The sequence below is a fragment of the Enterococcus sp. PF1-24 genome (assembly GCF_029893325.1).
Taxonomy (GTDB): Bacteria; Bacillota; Bacilli; order Lactobacillales; family Enterococcaceae; genus HY326.
On sequence record NZ_JARXWL010000023.1, the window covers coordinates 14,775 to 37,689 of the forward strand.

At 35.8% G+C, this 22,915-nt stretch carries 20 protein-coding genes and 1 other annotated feature; of the genes, 18 read left to right on the forward strand and 2 right to left on the reverse strand.

The features are described 5' to 3' along the window. Positions 1-58 precede the first annotated feature (58 nt). The 6 genes from M2139_RS10445 to metA all read left to right on the forward strand — a co-directional run bounded on the left by M2139_RS10445 (position 59) and on the right by metA (position 8,449). Positions 59-2,413, forward strand: coding sequence for an ATP-dependent DNA helicase (locus M2139_RS10445; RefSeq protein WP_280738788.1), 2,355 nt, complete (start codon positions 59-61; stop codon positions 2,411-2,413). Positions 2,414-2,618: 205 nt separating this feature from the next. Next, on the forward strand, positions 2,619-3,908 hold the full coding sequence (locus M2139_RS10450) for a homoserine dehydrogenase (protein WP_280738789.1): 1,290 nt from the start codon (positions 2,619-2,621) through the stop codon (positions 3,906-3,908). Positions 3,909-3,918: 10 nt separating this feature from the next. Beyond that, positions 3,919-4,977 (forward strand): threonine synthase, encoded by a 1,059-nt coding sequence (gene thrC / locus M2139_RS10455; protein WP_280738814.1) that lies wholly within the window; start codon positions 3,919-3,921, stop codon positions 4,975-4,977. Then, complete coding sequence (thrB, locus tag M2139_RS10460) at positions 4,974-5,837, forward strand: homoserine kinase (protein ID WP_280738790.1); 864 nt, start codon at positions 4,974-4,976, stop codon at positions 5,835-5,837. The genes thrC and thrB overlap by 4 nt, the downstream gene beginning before the upstream one ends. A gap of 71 nt (positions 5,838-5,908) precedes the next feature. Beyond that, positions 5,909-6,164: a binding site (T-box leader), on the forward strand. A 77-nt stretch (positions 6,165-6,241) separates the two neighbouring features. Then, the gene (locus M2139_RS10465) at positions 6,242-7,513 is read left to right on the forward strand and encodes an O-acetylhomoserine aminocarboxypropyltransferase/cysteine synthase (protein ID WP_280738791.1); all 1,272 of its coding nucleotides are present in this window, start codon (positions 6,242-6,244) and stop codon (positions 7,511-7,513) included. Between the two features lie 3 nt (positions 7,514-7,516). Continuing rightward, positions 7,517-8,449, forward strand: coding sequence for a homoserine O-succinyltransferase (gene metA, locus M2139_RS10470; RefSeq protein WP_280738792.1), 933 nt, complete (start codon positions 7,517-7,519; stop codon positions 8,447-8,449). Positions 8,450-8,672: 223 nt separating this feature from the next. On the opposite strand, the gene M2139_RS10475 is transcribed toward metA, so the two are convergent. After that, positions 8,673-9,515 carry a pyruvate, water dikinase regulatory protein gene (locus M2139_RS10475; protein WP_280738793.1) on the reverse strand — a complete coding sequence of 281 codons (843 nt, stop codon included), beginning with the start codon at positions 9,513-9,515 and terminating at the stop codon, positions 8,673-8,675. A 103-nt stretch (positions 9,516-9,618) separates the two neighbouring features. Between M2139_RS10475 and M2139_RS10480 the strand changes: the two genes are divergently transcribed. From M2139_RS10480 to recO, 9 genes are all read left to right on the forward strand, one after another. Continuing rightward, the gene (locus M2139_RS10480) at positions 9,619-10,059 is read left to right on the forward strand and encodes a Fur family transcriptional regulator (RefSeq protein WP_280738794.1); all 441 of its coding nucleotides are present in this window, start codon (positions 9,619-9,621) and stop codon (positions 10,057-10,059) included. 176 nt (positions 10,060-10,235) lie between these two features. Further along, on the forward strand, positions 10,236-10,412 hold the full coding sequence (gene rpsU / locus M2139_RS10485; RefSeq protein ID WP_002356740.1) for a 30S ribosomal protein S21: 177 nt from the start codon (positions 10,236-10,238) through the stop codon (positions 10,410-10,412). A gap of 26 nt (positions 10,413-10,438) precedes the next feature. Further along, the gene (locus M2139_RS10490; protein WP_280738795.1) at positions 10,439-10,885 is read left to right on the forward strand and encodes a GatB/YqeY domain-containing protein; all 447 of its coding nucleotides are present in this window, start codon (positions 10,439-10,441) and stop codon (positions 10,883-10,885) included. Positions 10,886-11,154: 269 nt separating this feature from the next. Continuing rightward, a complete protein-coding gene (locus tag M2139_RS10495; RefSeq protein ID WP_280738796.1) occupies positions 11,155-12,135 on the forward strand; it encodes a PhoH family protein in 981 nt (326 codons plus the stop codon). 104 nt (positions 12,136-12,239) lie between these two features. Then, positions 12,240-14,438, forward strand: coding sequence for an HDIG domain-containing metalloprotein (locus tag M2139_RS10500; RefSeq protein ID WP_280738797.1), 2,199 nt, complete (start codon positions 12,240-12,242; stop codon positions 14,436-14,438). Next, complete coding sequence (gene ybeY, locus M2139_RS10505) at positions 14,438-14,917, forward strand: rRNA maturation RNase YbeY (protein ID WP_280738798.1); 480 nt, start codon at positions 14,438-14,440, stop codon at positions 14,915-14,917. The genes M2139_RS10500 and ybeY overlap by 1 nt, the downstream gene beginning before the upstream one ends. Then, entirely contained in the window at positions 14,901-15,305 is a 405-nt protein-coding gene (locus tag M2139_RS10510) for a diacylglycerol kinase family protein (RefSeq protein WP_280738799.1), read from the forward strand. Before ybeY ends, M2139_RS10510 begins: the two co-directional genes overlap by 17 nt. Before the next feature lie 27 nt (positions 15,306-15,332). Then, positions 15,333-16,232: a GTPase Era gene (era, locus tag M2139_RS10515; protein WP_280738800.1), complete on the forward strand. Its 900-nt coding sequence runs from the start codon at positions 15,333-15,335 to the stop codon at positions 16,230-16,232. A gap of 83 nt (positions 16,233-16,315) precedes the next feature. Continuing rightward, positions 16,316-17,083, forward strand: coding sequence for a DNA repair protein RecO (gene recO, locus M2139_RS10520; RefSeq protein ID WP_280738801.1), 768 nt, complete (start codon positions 16,316-16,318; stop codon positions 17,081-17,083). A 47-nt stretch (positions 17,084-17,130) separates the two neighbouring features. On the opposite strand, the gene M2139_RS10525 is transcribed toward recO, so the two are convergent. Further along, positions 17,131-17,598, reverse strand: a complete 468-nt coding sequence (locus tag M2139_RS10525; RefSeq protein ID WP_280738802.1) for a pyridoxamine 5'-phosphate oxidase family protein — start codon at positions 17,596-17,598, stop codon at positions 17,131-17,133. Between the two features lie 382 nt (positions 17,599-17,980). Here M2139_RS10525 and glyQ point away from each other — a divergent pair, with 382 nt between their 5' ends. From glyQ to M2139_RS10540, 3 genes are all read left to right on the forward strand, one after another. After that, positions 17,981-18,901, forward strand: coding sequence for a glycine--tRNA ligase subunit alpha (gene glyQ, locus M2139_RS10530; protein WP_280738803.1), 921 nt, complete (start codon positions 17,981-17,983; stop codon positions 18,899-18,901). A gap of 1 nt (position 18,902) precedes the next feature. Next, positions 18,903-20,978 carry a glycine--tRNA ligase subunit beta gene (glyS, locus tag M2139_RS10535; RefSeq protein ID WP_280738804.1) on the forward strand — a complete coding sequence of 692 codons (2,076 nt, stop codon included), beginning with the start codon at positions 18,903-18,905 and terminating at the stop codon, positions 20,976-20,978. Positions 20,979-21,493: 515 nt separating this feature from the next. Beyond that, positions 21,494-22,915 carry a hypothetical protein gene (locus tag M2139_RS10540; protein ID WP_280738805.1) on the forward strand — a complete coding sequence of 474 codons (1,422 nt, stop codon included), beginning with the start codon at positions 21,494-21,496 and terminating at the stop codon, positions 22,913-22,915.

Consider the following 22,915-nt stretch of genomic DNA (forward strand, 5'->3'; position numbering starts at 1 on the left):
TCAAACAGCTAACAATATCTGCTATAATAAATAGAAGTCTTTACAAGGAGGGGCAACCATGAATAAAAGAAAAATTTCTGTTCGGAAAATTGTTGAATTTATTTTGCGTAGCGGCGATATTGATAGTCGGCGTCAAAGTAGTCATACCCCTCAAGAAGGCGCTAAAATTCATCGCCGCTTACAAAAAGCAGCAGGTGAAGATTATCAAAAAGAAGTCTTTTTAAAAATTAAAGAGACCTTACCAGATAAGCAGTCGTTAACAATTGAAGGCCGGGCAGATGGCATTTTTAAAGAAGAACTTTGGGTTGTTGACGAAATCAAAACGTCAGAAACTTATTTTGAACAATTAGATGAAGGACAAATTGATTTATTTTTTGCTCAAGGACAAGTTTATGCTTATATTTACGCTAAGGAAAATGAATTGACTGAAATCCAAGTCCAACTAACTTATTTTCAAACAACCGAAGAAATTATCACCCGTCAAAGAAGAACTTTTACATTTGATGAATTGACGATTTTTTTCAAAGATTTAGTTCAAGAATATAATAAATGGTTAGTTTTTCAAGAAGAATGGCAAGCCCAGCGCAATCAATCGTTGCAAGCTTTAACTTTTCCTTATGGGGAATACCGCAAAGGGCAACGGGAGTTAGCAGTGGCAGCGTATAAAACCTTACGTTTACAGCAGCGTTTATTTGCGGAAGCTCCAACTGGCACAGGGAAAACCATTTCCACGCTGTTTCCGGCTTTTAAAGCGTTGGGAGAAGGTTATGGGGAGCGGATTTTTTATTTAACGGCTAAAACTATTACACGGCAAGTGGCTTTAGGCGCGCTGGAAGATTTAGCCGAGGCAGGTGGCGAGGCTAAAAGTGTGATTTTAACCGCTAAAGATAAAATCTGTTTTTTAGCAGAACGCAATTGTACACCAGAGCATTGTCCCTTTGCTAAAGGCTACTATACGAAAATCAATCAAGCCCTTTGGGATATTTTGCATCAAGAAACTACCATGAGCCGCCCAGTTATTGAAACTTATGCTGAAAAATATCAAGTTTGTCCTTTTGAGTTGTCTTTGGATCTCAGTTTATTTTGCGATGTAATTGTGGGGGATTATAATTATTTATTTGATCCAACGGTTTATTTGCGGCGCTTTTTTGAAGAGCCAGAAGATGATTATTTTTTCTTAATTGATGAAGCACATAATTTAGTTAATCGTTCACGAGAGATGTATTCGGCGACAATTAGCCGGGCTTCTTTACAAGATTTTCAACAACAGTTAGCTAAAAGCCATCAAGGCCTGCAGAAAAGTTTAAAAAGGACGTTGCAAGAATTTGCTAAAATTGAAAAGATTGCTGAGGAAGATGATTGGCGTTATCATCATCAAAAAGCGCCAGCGGATTCTTTAATCAATACCCTGTATAGTTTAAGTGAGGTTTTAAGTGAGTGGTTGTTAGAAAATCCTAATGATGACAGCCAAGAAAAAGCTTTAAGTTGCTATTTTGGAATCTTGCAGTTTTTAAGAATTAGTGAATTTTATGATGATCACTATGAAACAACGGTGGAAATAACTTATCGAGACATGTTGATTCGCCAATTTTGTATTGAACCAGCGCCTTTTTTACAGCAAATGTTGGATAAAGGCAAAGGCAGTATTTTATTTTCCGCTAGTTTTAGTCCGTTAGATTATTATCAAGAGGTCTTAGGTGGGGGAGAAGAGGCTTTGTGTTATCGGTTGCCTAGTCCTTTTGAAGAAAAGCAGCAACAAATTTTAATCGCTAATTACATTCAAACTACTTATCAACAGCGGCAAGGCAGTTTAATGTCGATTGTAGCAGCTTTAGGGCAAATGTTAGCGGCTAAAAAAGGTAATTATATGGTGTTTTTCCCTTCTTATCAGTATTTAGATGATACCGCTGCTTTATTTCAAGAAATTTTTCCTAATGTTAAAGTCTTGATTCAAGATACTTTAATGAACGAAAGTGAACGGGAAGCTTTTTTAGCAGAATTTGTGGCTGAACCGCAAGAGAGTTTATTAGCTTTTTGCGTTTTAGGGGGGATTTTCTCTGAGGGAATTGATTTAAAAGGTGAACGCCTAATTGGTACAGCGATTGTTGGGGTGGGCCTACCTCAGATGAACCATGAGCAAAATTTGATTCGTGAATATTATGATGAGAAAAAATCTGCCGGCTTTGCCTACGCTTATCAGTTACCTGGTATGAATAAAGTTTTACAAGCCGCCGGGCGGGTGATTCGCGATATGGCCGATTATGGGGTGGTTTTATTATTAGATCAACGTTTTGCTACTTATAATTATAAAAAACTTTTTCCGCTACACTGGCAAGGCGCACAGATCTGTTCTAATGAAGCCGAGCTAGCGAAAAATTTGCAGAATTTTTGGCAAAATAGAATTGAAAAATAATGAAAACAAAAAAGATTTCCCAGCGGCATAACTTAACACTTAAGTGATTGCTACTGGGATTTTTTTAATACACTGATAGTAATCAGAAAAATCTAAAAAATTCAAAAAAGCTCTAGTTTTTTTGAGGGATTTTCGTTATACTAAGAGATAATTATTAGAATAAAATGAAATTAATTTAATCGTTGTATTATTTTTGGAGGTTATTATGAAGGAAAAACTAAAAATTGGTTTATTAGGGCTAGGTGTGGTAGGTTCTGGTGTGCCGCTAATTTTAGCTGAACATCGGGAAAAAATCAGCCAAGTTACCGGGATGGATATCGTTGTTGCCCGCGCTTTAGTTCGGGATGATGAAGAAAAAGCTCGTCAATCAGCTCACTATGATATGGATTTAACCACTGATATTAACGCTATTTTAGATGATCCAGAAATTAAAGTAGTTGTTGAGCTGATGGGGAAAGTGGAGCCTGCAAAAACCTACATTACCGCAGCTTTGAAAAAAGGCAAACACATTGTAACGGCTAATAAAGATTTGTTAGCGCAACATGGCGGGGAATTGGTTGCTTTAGCGCAAGAAAATCACTGTGATTTGTACTATGAAGCCAGTGTAGCAGGTGGGATTCCGATTTTACGGACTATTGCTAATAGCTTAGCGGCGGATGATATCACAAAAGTTTTAGGGATTGTTAATGGTACAACGAATTATATGTTAACGAAAATGGTTAGTGAAGGCTTGAGTTATGAAACAGCTTTAGCGCAAGCGCAAGCTTTAGGTTTTGCTGAATCAGACCCAACTAACGATGTGGATGGTATTGATGCCGCCTATAAAATGGTTATTTTAAGTCAATTTGGTTTTGGCATGAATATTAATATGAATATGGTTGCCATTAAAGGCATTCGTGGTTTACCATTAGCCGATGTGGCGATGGCCGATAAATTAGGTTATGAAATTAAACTGATTGGTTCTTCTGAAAAACAAGGAGACAGTATTTATGCAGAAGTTTGCCCGACATTAGTGCCTAAAGAACATCCTTTAGCTTCTGTCCGCAATGAATTTAACGCCGTCTTTATTGAAAGTGCTGGGGTTGGTGAATCAATGTATTACGGCCCAGGTGCTGGTGCTAAACCAACAGCCACCAGTGTTGTGAGTGATATTATTACGATTGCTAAAAATTTACGTTTAGGAACAACCGGTCATATGTTTAATTCTTATAAACATAAAACCCGGATTACCGAAGATAGTCAAGTTTTCGGCAAGTATTATTTTTCATTAGAAGTAACCGATGAAGAAGGACAATTTTTGAAATTAGCTCAAATCATGACGGATGCCAACATCGGTTTTGATCAAGTCGTGCAGGAAACATCGGATGATGAAAAAGCTCGTATTATCGTGATTACACATACAATTTCTAAAAAACAAATGCAAGAAGTAATTGAAAAAATTAACCAATTAGATGGTTTTACTTTAATAAACACAATGAAAGTATTGGGGGCATAAAGCTATGGCTATGTATCAAGGATTATTAAATCAATATAAAGAATATTTACCAATCACTGAAAAAACACCACTGGTTTCTTTAATGGAAGGTAACACACCCTTAATTCCTTTAAATAGCTTATCTAAAGAGCTAGGAATTAAGCTTTACGGTAAATACGAAGGCTTGAATCCTACAGGTTCTTTTAAAGACCGTGGTATGGTGATGGCGGTTGCTAAAGCCGTTGAAGAAGGCGCCAAAGCAATTGTCTGTGCGTCAACAGGTAATACTAGTGCGGCTGCGGCAGCTTACGCAACGCGGGCTGGCATTAAAGCTTATGTAGTTATTCCTGATGGCAAAATTGCCATGGGTAAATTAGCGCAAGCGATTGCTTATGGAGCGGATATTATTTCTATTCCTGGCAATTTTGATGAAGCGCTAAAAGCAGTTCGTGATATTGCTAAAACTGAAGCAGTGGCTTTAGTAAATTCAGTCAATCCTTATCGTTTAGAAGGTCAAAAAACAGCGGCTTTTGAAGTTTGTGAGCAATTAGGAGCAGCGCCAGATGTATTAGCGATTCCGGTGGGTAACGCCGGCAATATTTCAGCTTACTGGAAAGGTTTTAAAGAATGGCATGAAGTTAAAGGCACAGCCTTGCCAAGAATGCACGGTTTTGAAGCTGAAGGGGCAGCTGCGATTGTTCGTGGAGAAGTTATTGAACAGCCAGAAACTATTGCAACGGCAATTCGGATTGGTAACCCTGCAAGTTGGCATTTAGCGGAAGCCGCTCGTGATGAATCTCATGGCCATATTGATTCAGTAACCGATGAAGAAATTTTAAATGCTTATCGTAAAGTAGCCGCTCAAGATGGCGTCTTTATTGAACCAGGTTCAGCAGCATCTTTGGCTGGGGTGATTCAACATGTCAAAGCTGGCAAAATCAAAGCCGGCGAAACAGTTGTGGCGATTTTCACAGGGAATGGTTTAAAAGATCCAGATACTGCGATTAATGCAACCGATGTTAAAATTTCTAAAATGAGTGATTTAGAAGAAATGCGTTTACATTTACGTAATGGAGTTGCTTCCCTATGAAAATAAGAGTACCGGCAACCAGTGCCAATTTAGGACCGGGATTTGATTCTTGTGGAATTGCGCTTTCTCAGTATTTATATATTGAAGTTTTAGAAGACAGCGAAGAATGGTTAATTAGTCATAATTTAGTGGAAGATATTCCTTGCGACGAACGCAATTTATTGCTAGAAACAGCATTAAAAATTGCCCCTGACTTAACGCCGAAGCATCTTAAGATGACTTCAGATATTCCTTTAGCGCGGGGCTTAGGTAGTAGTTCTTCGGTAATTGTTGCGGGGATTGAATTAGCTAATCGTTTAGGAAATTTAAACTTGTCTTTGCGGGATAAAGTTCAAATTGCCACAGAAATTGAAGGCCATCCTGACAATGTTGCCCCAGCCATTTGTGGTGATTTTGTGGTAGCTTGCTATGTAGATGGTGATGTTCGCTATGTCAAACATCATTTTCCAGAGTGTGATATTATCGCTTATATTCCTAAAGAAGAGTTGTTAACGAGCAAAAGTCGTAATGTTTTACCAGAAACCATGCCTTATCGTGAAGCGGTTGAAGCCAGCGGAATTGCCAATGTCTTGATTGCTGCGATTTTAAATGGCAATTTACCTTTAGCTGGTAAAATGATGGAAAAAGATAAATGGCATGAAAAATATCGTAAAAAATTAGTGCCACATTTAACAGATATTCGCACAATTGGTCATGAAGTCGGCGCTTATGGAGCTTTTCTAAGTGGCGCGGGTCCAACTGTTTTAGTCATGACACCGCCAGAAAAAACAGAAGCGATGGTGGCCCGTTTACAAAGTTTACAAACAGGTGCCAGAATTGATATTTTAAGCATTGATCAAGAAGGTGTACAATTTTTTTAAAAAATTCAGAAAACTTGCAATATTAAATTGACAGCTTAAGTTTTCTGCTGTATAGTTTCATCAATATCATATTTATTCCTGTGATAAGAAAAGTAATTTTTGCTCACTTTTTAGAGAGGTTCTGTTTGGTGAAAAGAACTAAGTTGACGAAAATGAAAATGGTCTTTGAGGATAAGTTGTCGAAAGAAAAATATTTATTTTTCATTAGGCAATTTCGGAAGGTTCAAACGTTATCTTGAACACCAATCTCTTAGTTATTTACAGATGTTGGTTTGAGGGAAGCGTAGCTTCTAAAAAAAGGTGGTACCACGTTTATACGTCCTTTTATTGACAATATATTGTTGATAAAAGGGCTTTTTTTATTGCTTATTAATTAACCCATTAAATATTTGGAGGGAATCAAGATGGAATTTGAAACAAAATGTTTACACGCTGGCTATCAGCCAAAAAATGGTGAGCCACGAGTTATGCCAATTGTACAAAGTACGACTTATACTTATGACTCAACAGAAGAAATGGGCGCTCTTTTTGATTTAAAGGAGTCTGGCTTCTTTTACACGCGTTTAGCGAATCCAACAACAAATGCTGCTGAAGAGAAGATTGCGGCCTTAGAAGGTGGTGTAGGAGCTTTATGTACAGCTTCAGGTCAAGCGGCGACTTTCTTTTCTTTATTAAATATTTTGGAGAGCGGCGATCATTTTATAGCGTCTTCGTATATTTATGGTGGAACTTATAATTTATTTGCCCATACTTTAAAAAAAATGGGGATTGAAGTTACTTTTGTGGACCCGAGTGCGCCTTTAGCTGAGCTGCAAAAAGCTTTACGCCCGAATACGAAAGCTGTTTTTGGTGAAACGATTGCTAATCCAGCTTTGGCGGTTTTAGATATTGAAAAATTTGCTGATTTTGCTCACAGTCATCAAATTCCTTTATTTGTGGATAATACTTTTGCAACGCCATATTTCTGTCGGCCTTTTGAATTTGGGGCAGATATTGTCATTCATAGCACCACTAAATACTTAGACGGCCATGCCGTACAAACAGGTGGGGTCATTGTTGACGGTGGCAAATTTAATTGGGCAAATGGTAAATTCCCACAATTAAGCGAACCTGACGTAACTTATCACGGTTTGGTTTATACAGAAACTTTTGGCGCATCAGCTTATATTGTTAAAGCACGAGTACAATTAATGCGGGATTTAGGGGCAACGCCATCACCACAAAATTCTTTCTTGTTGAACTTAGGCATGGAAACTTTGCCAGTACGGATGGATCGCCATTATGAAAATGCGATAATTGTAGCAGAATTTTTGGAAAAACAAAAAACGGTTAGTAAAGTTCATTACCCTGGCTTAAAATCAGATGAGTATTATGAATTAGCTCAAAAATATGTTCCTAATGGCTTATGTGGCGTGATTTCTTTTGAAATTGCCGAAGGTCGTGAGGCGGCTGCTAAATGGTTGAATGCCTTGGAAATGATTTCTTTAGAGGTTCATGTGGCCGATATCAGAACTTGCGCGCTGCATCCAGCAACTTCTACTCATCGCCAATTAAGTGATGAAGAACTGTTAGCTGGTGGCGTTTCACCAGGTTTAATCCGCATTTCTTGTGGTATCGAAAATGTGAAAGATATTTTAGCCGATTTAGAGCGAGCTTTTGCAGTATTGGAGGGCTAAAGCATGCCGATTAAGCTATTAGAAGATTTTCCAGCTAAAAAAGTGATTGAAGCTGAAAATATTTTTGCCATTGATAATCAGCGAGCGGAGCAGCAAGATATTCGTCCTTTAAAAATGTTAATTTTAAATTTAATGCCCAATAAACTTGATACGGAAATTCAGTTGTTGCGTTTAATTAGTCAATCGCCTTTGCAAATTGATGTTGATTTTTTGAAGATTACTTCTCATAATCATAAAAATACCAGTATTCATCATTTAGCGAAATTTTATTTAGAATTTGCTGAAGTTAAAGATTTGTATTATGATGGGCTGATTATTACTGGAGCACCAGTTGAGCAGCTGGCTTTTGAAGAAGTTGATTATTGGCAAGAGTTGCAAGCAATTATGGATTGGTCGCAAACAAATGTTTATTCCACCGTTCATATTTGTTGGGGGGCTCAAGCTGCTTTGTATCATCATTATGGCGTGGAAAAAACCGCTTATTCAGAAAAACTTTTTGGCGTTTTTCCACAGCAAAAAAATTCAGAAGACCGTTTATTACGCGGTTTTGATGATGTTTTCGCTTGTCCACAATCCCGTTATACTGGTTTAGTAATGGAAACTGTTGATTTAGAACGGTTAACAGTGACCGCTCAAGCTGAAATTGGCGCAACCATGCTAATTTCAAAAGACCGTCATGATATTTTCTTATTAGGTCATTGGGAATATGACACGGATTCATTGAAAAAAGAATATTTTCGAGATGCAGAAAAAGGCTTAGCCACCGCACTTCCTAAAAATTATTTTGTGAATGATGATCCTGAAGGGAAAATTATAAATAACTGGCGGGCTCATGCTAATTTGTTCTATCATAATTGGTTAAATGATGTTTATCAGGGAACACCTTTTGAGTTGACTGAAATTTTAGCGATTAATCAAAGTCGCTTAAAGAAATAAAGAAAAACTTCTTAGTAAAGGTTTGTTAGAACCTTGCTAAGAAGTTTTTTGAGTTTGATTTAAAAGGGTGCATGCAGAAAAAGGCTCTGCGCTTTTTGTTTAATCTAGCTGCGAGCGTTAACTTCACTCGATAAAATGATAAACAAATCCGCGGTATAAAACACCGCTAATATTTGTTTATGCATTTTACTCGGAAGTTGAGCGAACGCTCTCCGCTTTTTAATTAATCATCACTGTAGCTGTTATCTTGTAAGTTTAGTGCGTTTAAAATCATTGATGCTGTTTCTTCGATTGATAGGGAAGCAACGTTGATGACTTCACAACCGATTTTTTCGTATAAATCATGAGCGTAAGTTAATTCTTGACGGATTTTTTCAATATCTGAATAAGCAGTATTGATATCTAAGCCATAAGCCCGCATCCGTTCTTGGCGAATACTGTTTAAAATTTCGGGATCGTTTGTTAAACCGACAATTTTTTTAGAGTCAACTTCCCAAATTTCTTTAGGAATATGAGCTTGTGGCATCACTGGTAAGTTAGCAACTTTAAAACCCTTGTTAGCTAAGAAGATACTTAAAGGTGTTTTTGAAGTACGAGAAACCCCTAATAATACGATGTCGGCTTTCAAGAAACCACGAGGATCTTTACCATCATCGTATTTTACGGCAAATTCCATAGCGCTAATTCGACGGAAATAGTTTTTATTTAAATGATGCAGGGCACCACGTTCATAAGTTGGTGTAATTTCTGTACGCCGTTGAATTTCTTCCACGAAAGGTGAAAGCACGTCAAATGCGAAAAGATCATGTTCTTGGCAAAAATTTTGTGAAAACTCAATTAGTTCAGGATGAACAATTGTTTGCATGATTAAGGCGTCATCATCTTTGGCTTCGGTTAAAGCTTTTTCTAATAAAATTTTGTCAGTGACAAAAGGACGACGAACCGTGATAAACTCGATTGATGGGTATTGCACACTAGCTGCTTGAGCTAATTTTCCAGCTGTTTCACCAGCCGAATCAGAAATAATATAAATGTTAATTTGCTGCTTTTGTTTCAATAAATCCATTGTAGGAACCCTCCGCTTGCTAAATTGATAATTTTATTATAACATATTTGAAAAAAGAAGGAATCGTAATTATTTTGATTTAGCCAGAAAGGTCTAGTTAACTATGGAAAACCAATCAATTATTGAAGAATCATTGTTGAAGCTTAAAGAACAAGGGATGAAATATACTAAAAAAAGAGAAGCTTTAATTACTTTTTTTGCTAGATGCAATCGCTATATCTCGGCGCGAGAAGTTCATGAATATATGAGTGATATATTTCCGGGGATTAGTTATGATACGATTTATCGAAATTTACATGATTTTAGTGATTTTGAGATATTGGAAGAAACGGAATTAAATGGTGAAATGAAATTCCGCATTCATTGTCGTTGCCAAGGGCATATTGGTCACCATCATCATTTTATCTGCACCGTCTGTGGTAAAACCCGTGAAATTTATATGTGTCCGATGGATTATTTTAAAGAACAATTGGTTGGCTGTGAAATTGAAGGCCATCGCTTTGAAATTTTAGGTCGTTGTGAAGAATGTAGTCAAATTAGCTAAAGGCTATTAAAACAAGGAAAAGCTGAACATTAAAAAAATACTTTTGAATACTTTTTCATATTTGCTTGACGGTAAAAAAACCTTTCGCTATAATATCTAAAGGACAGTGTTGTTTTTTGATGTTTTATTCAATTGGCAGAACGGTTACTTTTATTGGTCGGAGGGAGGGAATTAACATGTCAAAAACAGTCGTTCGTAAAAACGAATCTCTTGACGATGCTCTTCGTCGCTTTAAACGTTCCGTTTCAAAAGCGGGTACTTTGCAAGAATCACGTAAACGTGAATTCTACGAAAAACCAAGCGTAAAGCGCAAGAAAAAATCTGAAGCAGCTAGAAAACGTAAAAAATTCTAGTTATTTCTGAAATGGAGCTGATTTAAATGTCATTACTTAGTACTTTAAATGACGACATGAAAACAGCAATGAAAGCCAAAGACAAAGAAACTTTGCAAGTCATTCGCATGTTGAAGGCTTCCATTCAAAATGAACAAATCAAAATTGGTCAAGAATTAAATGCTGAAGAAGAACTAGCTGTGTTGGCTCGCGAAATGAAACAACGCCGTGATTCTTTAACAGAATTTGAAAAAGCTGACCGCACTGATTTATCAGAAAAAGTCAAAGGTGAAATTGCAATTGTTGCGAAATACTTACCTGAACAACTTTCAGATGAAGAAATCCGCAATATTGTTAAAGAAGCAATTGCTAAAACTGGCGCTACTTCGCCGAAGGAATTTGGTAAAGTAATGGGCTTAGTGATGCCGCAAGTTCGTGGTAAAGCTGACGGTAACCAAGTTAATGCAGTTGTGAAAGAACTTTTGAATTCATAAGAAGAGCCAGTAAACAGCTAGGGCATTGCCCTAGCTGTTTTTTGAGGTCTTAAGTTAGCAAATTATTTTCAATTTTAAAAAATATTCGTAAGAAGTTTAACTATTTTTGTTATGATATTTTTCCTTTTGAGATAATTGTGGTAAAATAGTGTAACTGTTGATATAACTAAATAAATCGTAATTTTTTAACAGGAGAAAAGTTAGTTTTAACGTACATAGATTTTTAAGATTATGATATCAAATGAATAAGGATAAGGAGTGACTTTTTTTTGACAGAAAATCAGTCAGAAGCAATTGAAATTCATTTAAGTGAAAACGATGACGCGAGTATGCTTTTAGGTGCTCACGATAAACATATTAAATTTTTAGAAGAAAATACGGAAACAACGATTCATACTCGAGGTGAAGTTATTCAAATTGAGGGTGAAAAAGCTGAAGTCGCATTAGTTGCGGAAATTATTAAGACCTTACAAAGCTTAATTCAACGGGGCATAAAAATTAGTACCCCCGATGTTATTTCTGCTTTAAAAATGGCTCGCAAAGGCACGTTAGGCTATTTTACCGACATGTATGAAGAAGAGATTCTGAAAGACCGCAACGGTAAACCTATTCGCGTGAAAAATGTCGGTCAAAAACGCTATCTGGAATCAGTCAAAAAACATGATGTGGTTTTTGGTATCGGCGCTGCTGGGACTGGGAAAACTTTCTTAGCTGTGGTTATGGCGATTGCGGCTTTGAAAAAAGGTGAGGTTGAAAAAATTATTTTAACGCGTCCAGCAGTCGAAGCCGGGGAAAATTTAGGTTTCTTACCAGGGGATTTAAAAGAAAAAGTTGACCCTTATTTACGACCGGTTTATGATGCGCTATATCAGATTTTTGGTATGGAGCATACCAATCGCTTAATGGAACGGGGAATTATTGAAATTGCGCCGCTTGCTTATATGCGCGGGCGGACGCTTGATGATGCCTTTGTTATTTTAGATGAGGCACAAAATACCACAATTGCTCAAATGAAGATGTTTTTAACCCGTTTAGGTTTTCAATCTAAAATGATTGTTAACGGCGACCCTAGCCAAATTGATTTACCAAAAGGGGTGACCAGTGGGCTGATTCATGCTGAGCGAACTTTGAAGGATATCCGGAAAATTGATTTTGTGACTTTTGACGCTAGTGATGTAGTGCGCCATCCAGTTGTAGCGGATATTATTGAAGCTTACCAACGAGATGAACTTGAAAAAAAGCATAACTAAGTTAGGTGAATCCTAAAAAGTGTAAAAGCTAGAGGGGTGTTTTACTATTTAAAGGATAACTTTTAATAGTTTTCGCTAGCTTTTTTATGAGAGGAGGAATTGGATTGCTAGGTAAAATCCTTTTGCAATATCGACAAAAGATGGGGCGATTCTTTTTCCCAGTAATTTATGGTTTATTTGCTTTATTCTTACTATTAATTATGTATGGCAGTGTAGAGCCTAAGACAGTTAATTATTCTGAAGGGCAAGTTGCCGAAGAAAGCATTCGTGCTAATAAAACAATTGAAAACGTAACTGCTACCGAGCAAAAACGCAAGTTAGCTAGTGAAGCAGTGACGCCTGAATATACTTATCAAGAAGACTTAGCCAAAGAACAACAAGAAAAGGTTCAAAAGCTCTTTGACTTGATTGAAGAAACAAATTTGCAGATTAATGAAACTTATGAAAAAGAAAAAGCTAATGCCAAAGGGAATGAAACAATCCCACAACCAACCCTAGATGGACGAATTGCGGCTTTAAAGAAAACTTTTGAATCATCCACCGATGAGCAAATCAATTTCTATCAAAATCTGCCAGCAACTTTTTATGAGAGTGTTTTCAGTTTGACAGATGATGAATTGCAAGAATTAGAAGAACTTACAATTTCTAAACTTTCAGAAACCATGAGTTCACGCATTCGTGAAAATGATTTAGCAACAATCAGACAAGAAACTTTAGGCCAACTAGAGAGTATTGAACTAACTGATATACAACGGCAAGCGATTACTGATTTATTGGATAGCAGTATTATCGCCAATGAGTTTTTAAATGAAAAACGGACGGAAGAAATGCGTAAAGAAGCGATGGATGCCGTTCAATCCGTCATGATTTTTCAAGGGGAAGTCATTGTTCGTGAAGGAAATCAAATTGATGCAATTGCCTTAGATAAATTAGCCCTGTTAGGGATGACTAACCGCAGTCCGTCAGTCTTTCCAGTCGTTGCTTTAGTTTTAGCAATTGCTTTACAATTAGTTGTATTAATTTACTTTTCCCGTCAGTTAGATGAAGAACGAAGGATTAGTTTTGTGGTTTTCTATGTATTTACGATGATTTTAAGTGTTTCGCTAATTAAATTATTCCAAGTGTTTGATACGGATGATTTAACGAATATTCCGCTATTTTTTCCAGCAGCCTTTACACCGTTAGTTTTAAGCTTCTTTGTTAATCGGCGAGCGGGAATTATCAGTGCTTTATTTCAAGCGTTATTTGCGATGTTTATTCATTATCAATCTGCCGGCACTAACTTGTTAACGGTAGTGATTATGATTTATGCCTTTTCTGGTTTGTTAGCGGCTGTTGTTAAGCGGGAACGAATCGTTGAGCAAGGTTTTTCAGCGGCTATGTGGGTCATTATTTTTCCAATGATTATGATTATTACTTTAGTAGTTTATCAAGGGATGTCTTTTGAAGAAAGCTCAACCTGGATGACCTTAGTTTGTGGCTTTGTCGGTTGTAGCTTATCTTACTTATTTACAATGGGCTTACATCCTTATATTGAACAGCTATTGAATGATGATAGTGTGTTAGCTTTAAATGAATTGAGCAACCCCAATCATCCGCTGTTAAAACAGTTGTTAGAAGAAGCACCGGGAACATATCATCACAGCATGATGGTAGCCAATTTAAGCGCTAATGCCGTAGCGGAAATTGGTGGCAAAAGTTTATTAACTCGTGTAGCTTGTTACTATCATGATATCGGTAAAATTAAACACGCTAATTTCTTTGTAGAAAATTTACCAAGCGGGGCAGAAAATCCCCATAACTTTTTATTACCAGAAGATAGTAAACAAATTATTTTTGGTCATGTGATTGATGGGGCGAAAATTTTAGAAGAAGCAGGCATGCCACAAATGGTAGTAGATATTTGCTACCAACATCATGGCACGACTTTAATGAGCTTCTTTTATGTCAAAGCAAAAGAACGTAATCCTGAAGTAAAAGAAGAAGATTTCCGTTACCCCGGACCTAAACCACAATGCAAAGAAGCTGGTGTAGTCAGTATTGCTGATAGTTGTGAAGCTGCTGTACGGGCGATGGATAATCCAACTAATGAAAAAATTGAAGAATTTGTTCATCAATTAATTGAAAAACGAATTCTTGATGGTCAATTAGATGAAAGTGGCTTAACTTTAGGGGAAATTCGCCAAGTTGAAAAATCTTTAATTAATGGTTTAGCCAGTACCTTCCATTCACGAATTAAATATCCGAAAATGAAATCGGAAGCGGAACAAATGAAGAAGGAACAAGAAAGAAGTGAAGATTAGTGGATGTAACTTTTATTGATGAAACACAAAAAGTTTCTCAAGCAGAAATAGCTGATATAGATAGTCTGTTGCAATTTGCAGCAGCGCATCTACATTTGCCAGAAGATGCAGAAATGTCAGTAACTTTTATGGATAACGCAGCGATTCAAGTGATTAATCGCGAGTATCGTGATAAAGATGCACCGACAGATGTCATCAGTTTTGCATTGGAAGAAACGGGCGAAGATGAGTTAGCCATCATTTTTGATGAAGAAGATGAAGTTGGCTTGCCAAGAGTTTTAGGAGATATTATGATTTCTATTGAACGAGCTGCTGAGCAAGCGGAAGAATACGGTCATTCTTATGAGCGAGAACTAGGCTTTTTAGCTGTTCATGGTTTTCTTCATATCAATGGCTACGACCACATGACTCCTGAGGATGAGGCGGAAATGTTTGGGTTACAAAAGGAGATTTTGGAAGCTTATGGACTCAAAAGATAAAAACACCCAAAAAAATAAGTTTTTTGTGGCTTCAGTCGAATTTGCGATTCAAGGACTTAAAACAGTTGTAAAAGAAGAACGCAATATGCGTAAGCATGTTTTCGTGGGTATTTTAGTAATTCTTGCAAGTTTTATTTTCAAATTAAACTTGCAAGAATGGCTGTGGATTTTATTAGCAGTTTTTTTAGTGATTGTGATGGAAATCGTCAATACAACTTTTGAAAATGTGGTTGATATGGTGACTAATTATCATTTTCATCCCATTGGCAAAAGGGTTAAAGATATGGCCGCTGGTGCCGTTTTACTAACTTCTTTTTTTGCAGCTGTGGTTGGGGTAATTATCTTTTTACCAAAAGTTTGGTTACTGCTTCAAAATTGGATTAAATAAAAATATAGAATAGTGGGAATAATAAATATGGTAGAACATAAATCAGGTTTTGTGGCGATTATCGGTCGTCCAAATGTGGGTAAATCAACTTTGCTAAATCGCATCGTAGGACAAAAAATTGCGATTATGAGTGATAAAGCACAAACAACACGAAATAAAATTCAGGGGGTCTACACGACGCCTGAAGCACAATTAATCTTTATTGACACGCCTGGGATTCATAAACCTAAACATCGTTTAGGGGATTTTATGGTGGAGACAGCCTACAGTGCTTTAAGAGAAGTCGATGTGGTGTTATTTATGATTAATGCCGATCAAAAACGTGGACGTGGCGACGATTTCATCATAGAACGTTTGCGAAATGTTGAAGCACCAGTCTTTTTAGTCATTAACAAAATTGATAAAATCCATCCTGATAAATTATTGGAAATTATTGAAGATTATTCTCAACAAATGAATTTTGCTGAAGTCGTGCCAATTTCTGCCACAGAAGGCAATAATGTGGAACACTTGATGTCAACTTTGGTAAGTGAAATGCCAGAAGGACCACAATATTTCCCGGATGATCAAGTAACCGACCATCCAGAGTATTTTATTGTTTCTGAATTAGTCAGAGAAAAAGTGCTTTTGTTAACCCGTGATGAAGTCCCGCATTCAGTAGCGGTAGTTGTCGATTCAATGAAAAGAAATGAGAACGATAAAGTTCAAATTCAAGCTACCATTATCGTTGAAAGAGATAGTCAAAAAGGCATTATCATCGGTAAAGGTGGCAAAATGCTGAAAAATATCGGTACACAAGCTCGTAAAGATATTGAAAATTTACTAGGTGATAAAGTCTATCTTGAATTATGGGTTAAAGTTCAAAAAGATTGGCGAGATAAACAAATTTATTTGCAAGACTTTGGTTATCGGAAAGACGAGTATTAATAAAACAGTTAACCAGTAAAGTTGTGTTTAAAATCATAATTTTGCTGGTATTAAATTATTTAGCGGAAAGAAGGTGCGGCAGGATGGCTAATTTTATTGAATCGAAAGGTTTAATTCTTTTTTCAAAAGATCATAAAGAAAAAGATAAACTAGTTAAAATTTTTACGGAATCAGCAGGGAAGATGATGTTTTATGTCAAAGGCGCTCATCGTAAAAATAATCCTTTAACACCTGCCTTATTACCTTTTACTGAAGCCGTCTACTTTGGCGATTTCCGCAGTGACGGTTTATCTTTTCTGAATGGTGCTAAAGAAATTACCGCCTTTCGTAAGATTCAAGAAGATATTTTTATTAGTGCTTATGCAACTTATTTATTGGCGCTAACGGATGCTGCTATTGAGGATCGGACATATGATCCGCATTTGTATAGTTTTTTAAAGCAGTCTTTACAAATGATGAATGAGGGGTATGATGAAGAAATTATTACCAATATTTTTGAAGTGCAGCTATTAAATCGTTTTGGTGTTTCGCCCAACTGGACGAATTGCGCGATTTGTGGAGAAACTCACGGAAAATTTGATTATTCAGTCAAATACCATGGGGTTTTATGTGAGCGTCACTGGTTACAAGATCCGCACCGTTTTCATAGCAATCCGCGAGCTGTTCATTTTTTACGTATGTTTTCAGGGATTACTTTAGATAAAATTGAAAATATTTCACTACAAACAGAAACGAAAGAAAGTATTCGGCAGTTGCTAGATCAACTTTATGATGAATATGTGGGGATTCATTTAAAGAGTAAAAAATTTATTGACCAAATGAAAACTTGGCAAGATGTTTTAAAAAAATAAGCAATATTTAACAGAACCAACAGAGAGTTGCTAAATATTGCTTATTTTTATTTTTCCATAGGAATATTGGCTTTGGCGGTATAACTTGTAAGTTCGACTTTAATCACGCCAGTCCGCTTAATCATCGCTTCAGGGATAGCATCAAAACTATGATCTTTGGCAGCGTGAGCCATCAATTTTTCTAAGGCATGTTTTTTCTCTGTTAAGTCTTCAACAATCGTAGCTGTACCATAGCCGATTAAACTTTTATAACCATAAGAATAATGAGCGGCAGTCTGGCCACCATCAATCAAATGATGATCAATGTCGATTTCAACACAGACATGATTGTTGGCGGTGATGCAATCAATTTTTTTACCAACTGTGGCACCGTGAAGATAAAAGGTTAACTGTTTCTCTTGCCACTGATAACCGTAATTAACCGGCAAAATATAAGGATATTTTTCATCAAATAAAGCTAAACGTAAAACTTGTGCTTCTTCAACAATTGCTGCGATATCATTAAAATCTGTCACTTCCCGATTTTTCTTCTCATACTAAACACCTTCCTTTTTTTATAGTATAGCGAAGTTTTTTGAAAAATGCTAAAAAAATTATGGTCAAAAATGAAAATCTTTCATTTTTTCAATGAAACTATTTGACAATCAGCACTTTTCAGACTATGATAAAAATAATTAAATCATGCGTTTAAGCAAGCACAGTAGAAAGTCAGGCAGTTTTAGCGAGTTCGGGAGAGTGAGAGCCGAATACTAGCAGCTTTTGAAGGGGCACTTGTGAGCATATCAGAATGAAGCTGCCGATTATCAATCGGAAGTAGGGTGGAACCGCGAATTTATCGTCCCTATGTCGTAATGACATAGGGATTTTTTATGTTTTCAGAAAGGGAGAGTAGTAAAAATGACAAAAAAATTAACTGTTCAAGAAATGATTTTAACTTTGCAAAAATTTTGGTCAGAAAATGGCTGTATGTTAATGCAAGCCTATGATACAGAAAAAGGGGCGGGGACTATGAGCCCTTATACGTTTTTACGAGCAATCGGCCCTGAGCCTTGGAATGCTGCTTACGTAGAGCCTTCACGTCGCCCTGCCGATGGTCGTTATGGCGAAAATCCTAACCGACTATATCAACATCACCAATTTCAAGTAGTCATGAAACCATCACCAGAAAATATTCAAGAATTATATTTAGAAAGTTTACGCTTATTAGGAATTGACCCATTAGAGCACGATATTCGTTTTGTTGAAGATAACTGGGAAAATCCTTCAATGGGTTGCGCTGGTTTAGGTTGGGAAGTTTGGCTAAACGGCATGGAAATTACGCAATTTACTTATTTCCAACAAGTTGGCGGCTTGCCTTGTAAACCAGTAACTTCTGAAATCACTTATGGTTTAGAGCGCTTGGCTTCATATATTCAAGAAGTTGAAAGTGTTTATGATTTGCAATGGTCAGATACCGTTAAATATGGTGAAATTTTCACACAACCAGAATATGAACATTCTAAATATTCTTTTGAAATTAGTGACCAAGAATTATTGTTAGGTAACTTTGAACGGTTTGAAGCCGAAGCAAAACGTTGTATTGCTGAAAACTTAGTTCATCCAGCTTACGATTATATTTTAAAATGTAGCCATACTTTTAATTTATTAGATGCTCGTGGCGCTGTTTCCGTAACGGAACGAGCAGGCTACTTAGCGAGAATCCGGAATATGGCAAAATCAGTAGCGAAAATTTTCGTTGCTGAACGGGAAAAATTGGCTTATCCACTTTTAGATCGCCAAACAGCAGAAGCATTACTTGCTAATAAGGAGGAAAAATAAAATGGCTAAAAACTTTTTATTAGAAATTGGCTTGGAAGAAATGCCCGCTCATGTGGTTACACCAACCATCAAACAATTAACCGATAAAGTAGCTAAATTTTTAGCTGAAAATCGTTTAACTTACGATACAATTGAAGTTTTTTCAACACCAAGACGATTAGCTATAAAAATCGTTAATCTACCTGAAAAACAGGCGGATACCCAAGAAGAAGTGAAAGGACCTGCTAAAAAGATTGCTTTAGACGCAGAAGGCAATTGGTCAAAATCCGCCGAAGGTTTTGTGCGAGGGCAAGGTTTAACGACTGATGATATTACTTTTAAAGAAATCAAAGGCGTGGAGTATGTTTATGTCACTAAATTTGAATCCGGTCGCAATGTTCAAGAGGTTTTAGCAGGCTTAGCAACCGTTATTTTAAGTTTAACTTTCCCTGTAACGATGCACTGGGCTAATTACGATTTAGCTTATATTCGCCCAATTCATTGGTTAGTAGCTTTATTAGATGACGAAATCATTCCTTTTGAAATTTTAGATATTAAAACAAGTAATACTTCACGAGGACATCGTTTCTTAGGGAAAACAGTTACGATTAATCATGCGGATGAATATCAGGCTAAAATGGCTGAACAATTTGTAATTGTTGATGCGAAAGAACGAAAAGATTTAATTCGTCAACAAATTGCTGAAATCGCTGAAGCCAATCATTGGCAAGTGGTTTTGGATGAAGATTTATTGGAAGAAGTTAACAATTTGGTGGAGTACCCAACTGCTTTTGTGGGTAACTTTGACGAAAAATATTTAAGTGTACCAGAAGAAGTTTTAGTAACTTCAATGAAAGAGCATCAACGCTACTTTGAAATAAGAAATAGCCAAGGTTTGTTGTTGCCACATTTTATTTCTGTTCGTAATGGCGACAAAGTTAAAATTGACAATGTGATTAAAGGCAATGAAAAAGTTTTAATTGCTCGTTTAGAAGATGCCGAATTTTTCTTTGAAGAAGATAAAAAAATCACAATTGCTACTTGTGTGGAAAAATTAAAATCAGTAACTTTCCATGAAAAAATTGGCAATATTTATGAAAAAATGCAACGAACTTCAGTGATTGCTGCTTTAATCGGTGAACAAGTTGGTTTATCTGCAACTGAATTGGCTGATTTACAAAGAGCATCTGAAATTTATAAATTTGACTTAGTGACCAATATGGTGGGCGAGTTCCCTGAGTTACAAGGGATTATGGGCGAAAAATATGCCTTATTGCAAGGAGAAAATCCCGCTGTTGCGCAAGCTATCCGTGAACACTATCAACCAATCTCAAGTGAAGGTGAACTGCCTGAATCAGCTATTGGTGCTGTTTTAGCGATTGCTGATAAACTGGATAGTGTTTTAACTTTCTTTGCAGTAGACATGATTCCAAGTGGTTCTAATGACCCTTATGCTTTGAGAAGACAAGCTTATGGTGTTATTCGGATTATTGAAGCCAAGGGTTGGCGCTTCCCGTTAAGAGGTTTACAAGAACAAATCAATGAAGTGATTAATGCTGATGAAGAACGTTTTGGTATTCAACTACCTGCTGGTCAAACGGAAGTAATTGACTTCATTAAAGCCCGTATCCGTCAATTTTTATCAACGAAAAGCGTGCGTCACGATGTGATTGATGCAATTTTAGCCGCTGAGCATGATGATTTAATGCGTTCTTTCAGTTCAGCTAGCATTTTGAAAGAGCATTTAACTGATGAAGATTTCCGCCCATCCGTTGAAGCTTTAACAAGAGTCTTGAACTTAGCGAAAAAAGCTGAAGATACTAACTTTTTAGAAGTCGATCCTAAGTTGTTTGAAAACGGTGCTGAAAACGAATTGTTTGAAGCTGTTGCAAAAGCTGAAGCTGATTTTGCTACTCAAACAATTGCTGAAAATTATCGAACTTTACGAGATTTACGTCCTTATATTGAAAAATATTTTGAAGAAACAATGGTCATGGCTGAAGATCCAGCTATTCGTAAAAATCGCTTAAATCAACTGTATAAAATTGCTAAAATGACTTTAGCCTTAGGTAGTTTAGATTTATTGATTGTAAAATAGAAAAATATAATAAGCCTAGTTATAAAATCTCTATGGATTTTATAACTAGGTTTTTTTGTTAATAATTGATATTACTTTCGAGTGAATCATAAAGAAGATTCAAAGCAGTTAGGCACGCGAACTGGCTAAATGAATAAATTACAAAATGAGTAATAATAATAAAAGTTTCTAAATAAAATAACGACTGTTTTTAATTTTTCGGAATTATTAATTAATAACGATTAACTATTTTTGATGATAATGATATCAAGTTGTTTAGCTATATAAAATAATAGTTGTTATTGAATGAGAATTGAATGTAGGTTATCATAAATAAAGTGAAGTCTAATAATAAAAAAATATATACATAATGTATATAGTCTTTTTTTTTTGCAAAAATGAAAAAAAGAAGAGACATAAGTGGCTTCAATTTTGTTAAAGAGAATGAGATAATTTATAAATGTTAATTCATATTATTTATAAAGGTTTACTTATTTTCATTTTCTTAACTAGATATAAAGGAGGATAGGAATGGAATGGTTCCTAATGATTTACTTGTAGATACGGATCGATATCAATTATACATTCTGCAAACATTGGAAATAAGAAAATCTGTTTTTTGCTCCGTGGATTATTTATGTCAATTTTTAGATATTTCTAAATATAAAGTTGAGAGAAATTTAGAAGCACTTCAAGATAGTTTCCTTCAAATTGATGAAACGGCCAGTATCAGAATAGAGCCTACTGGTGAAATTACTTTGGAAGGAATTAGCAACTTATTGCTAAAAAAAGTGAGACTGCTTTTCTTGGAAAGAAGCCCTTACTACCAAATATTTCATAATTTGATTACTTATGAAATAGGCATAGAATCACAATTAGAATTTTTACCAGTGAGTCGTTCAAACGCCTATAAATACCAAAAAGAAATCAAAATATTATTGGATGAAGAAAAACTAAATATTACCAGAAATAAAATTACTGGTTCAGAGTTTCAGTTAAGAAACTTTCTTTTTAATTTCTATTATGAAGTATTTAACGGAATTCGTAATCCATTTACAACCGAAATTAAAGCTATTTCCAACCGAGTAATTGAATTTTTAAAGCAGTCTCATAACGTCACCATTTCCAAAACGGTAGAGTATAAATTAATGTTCTTCATTAATATCTGGTTAACTAGAGTGAAATATACTCATTTTATAAATGAGAGCTATATGCAAGTTCAAGAAAGCAATCTCAAAGAATATTTGGAAAGACTATTGAAAGAAAATTTTTCTTTATCTCAACAAGATTGTGAAAAAGAAATCGCCTATTTCTATTTGTTTTTAGGATTAGAAGAAATTGTTTTATTTTCTGATGATGACTATCAAGTTTCAGAAAGTGAAAATACGGCTAAAGAAATAACGACTAATTTTTTACATCAGCTTGTTAAGCAGATGCATAATATCAGCCCTGAACAATATCAATTGCTTGTTGATGGACTCATGCGCATCAATAGAAGATGGTTAGTTTATCATTTTAGAGAGTCTTCTTTTATTCACAAAATACAAAATAAGTATTTTCAGGAAGTCAATCCACAATTTGAAAAATTAGTTCGAACTTATATTGAAAGTTTAGATGAGCATTTGTTCAATAGTAATCAAGAAAAAAATAAATTATATTATGATTATTTATTCTTCTTAATTACAAAAATTCCTGTAGAGCAATTAGAAGTGCCAATTTATGTATGTATCGATTTTTCTCATGGGAAAAGTTATAACGAGTATATAAAAATGATGCTATATACTTTAAAAAGTATGCACATTGTTTATGAAGAAAATATTAGCTCGAAAACACAACTTTATCTTTCTGATTTTGCGATTGATAAGTTAAAGTGTGAACAAATGATTTGGAAACGTCCTCCAACACCAGATGACTGGGAAGAATTTGGTCAGTTAATGCTACAAGTTAAGGGGAATTAG

Coding starts and splice junctions, on each gene's coding strand:
- M2139_RS10445 (WP_280738788.1), top strand. CDS start 59: ATGAATAAAAGAAAAATTTCTGTTCGGAAAATTGTTGAATTTATTTTG.
- M2139_RS10450 (WP_280738789.1), top strand. CDS start 2,619: ATGAAGGAAAAACTAAAAATTGGTTTATTAGGGCTAGGTGTGGTAGGT.
- thrC (WP_280738814.1), top strand. CDS start 3,919: ATGTATCAAGGATTATTAAATCAATATAAAGAATATTTACCAATCACT.
- thrB (WP_280738790.1), top strand. CDS start 4,974: ATGAAAATAAGAGTACCGGCAACCAGTGCCAATTTAGGACCGGGATTT.
- M2139_RS10465 (WP_280738791.1), top strand. CDS start 6,242: ATGGAATTTGAAACAAAATGTTTACACGCTGGCTATCAGCCAAAAAAT.
- metA (WP_280738792.1), top strand. CDS start 7,517: ATGCCGATTAAGCTATTAGAAGATTTTCCAGCTAAAAAAGTGATTGAA.
- M2139_RS10475 (WP_280738793.1), bottom strand. CDS start 9,515: ATGGATTTATTGAAACAAAAGCAGCAAATTAACATTTATATTATTTCT.
- M2139_RS10480 (WP_280738794.1), top strand. CDS start 9,619: ATGGAAAACCAATCAATTATTGAAGAATCATTGTTGAAGCTTAAAGAA.
- rpsU (WP_002356740.1), top strand. CDS start 10,236: ATGTCAAAAACAGTCGTTCGTAAAAACGAATCTCTTGACGATGCTCTT.
- M2139_RS10490 (WP_280738795.1), top strand. CDS start 10,439: ATGTCATTACTTAGTACTTTAAATGACGACATGAAAACAGCAATGAAA.
- M2139_RS10510 (WP_280738799.1), top strand. CDS start 14,901: ATGGACTCAAAAGATAAAAACACCCAAAAAAATAAGTTTTTTGTGGCT.
- era (WP_280738800.1), top strand. CDS start 15,333: ATGGTAGAACATAAATCAGGTTTTGTGGCGATTATCGGTCGTCCAAAT.
- recO (WP_280738801.1), top strand. CDS start 16,316: ATGGCTAATTTTATTGAATCGAAAGGTTTAATTCTTTTTTCAAAAGAT.
- glyQ (WP_280738803.1), top strand. CDS start 17,981: ATGACAAAAAAATTAACTGTTCAAGAAATGATTTTAACTTTGCAAAAA.
- glyS (WP_280738804.1), top strand. CDS start 18,903: ATGGCTAAAAACTTTTTATTAGAAATTGGCTTGGAAGAAATGCCCGCT.
- M2139_RS10540 (WP_280738805.1), top strand. CDS start 21,494: ATGGTTCCTAATGATTTACTTGTAGATACGGATCGATATCAATTATAC.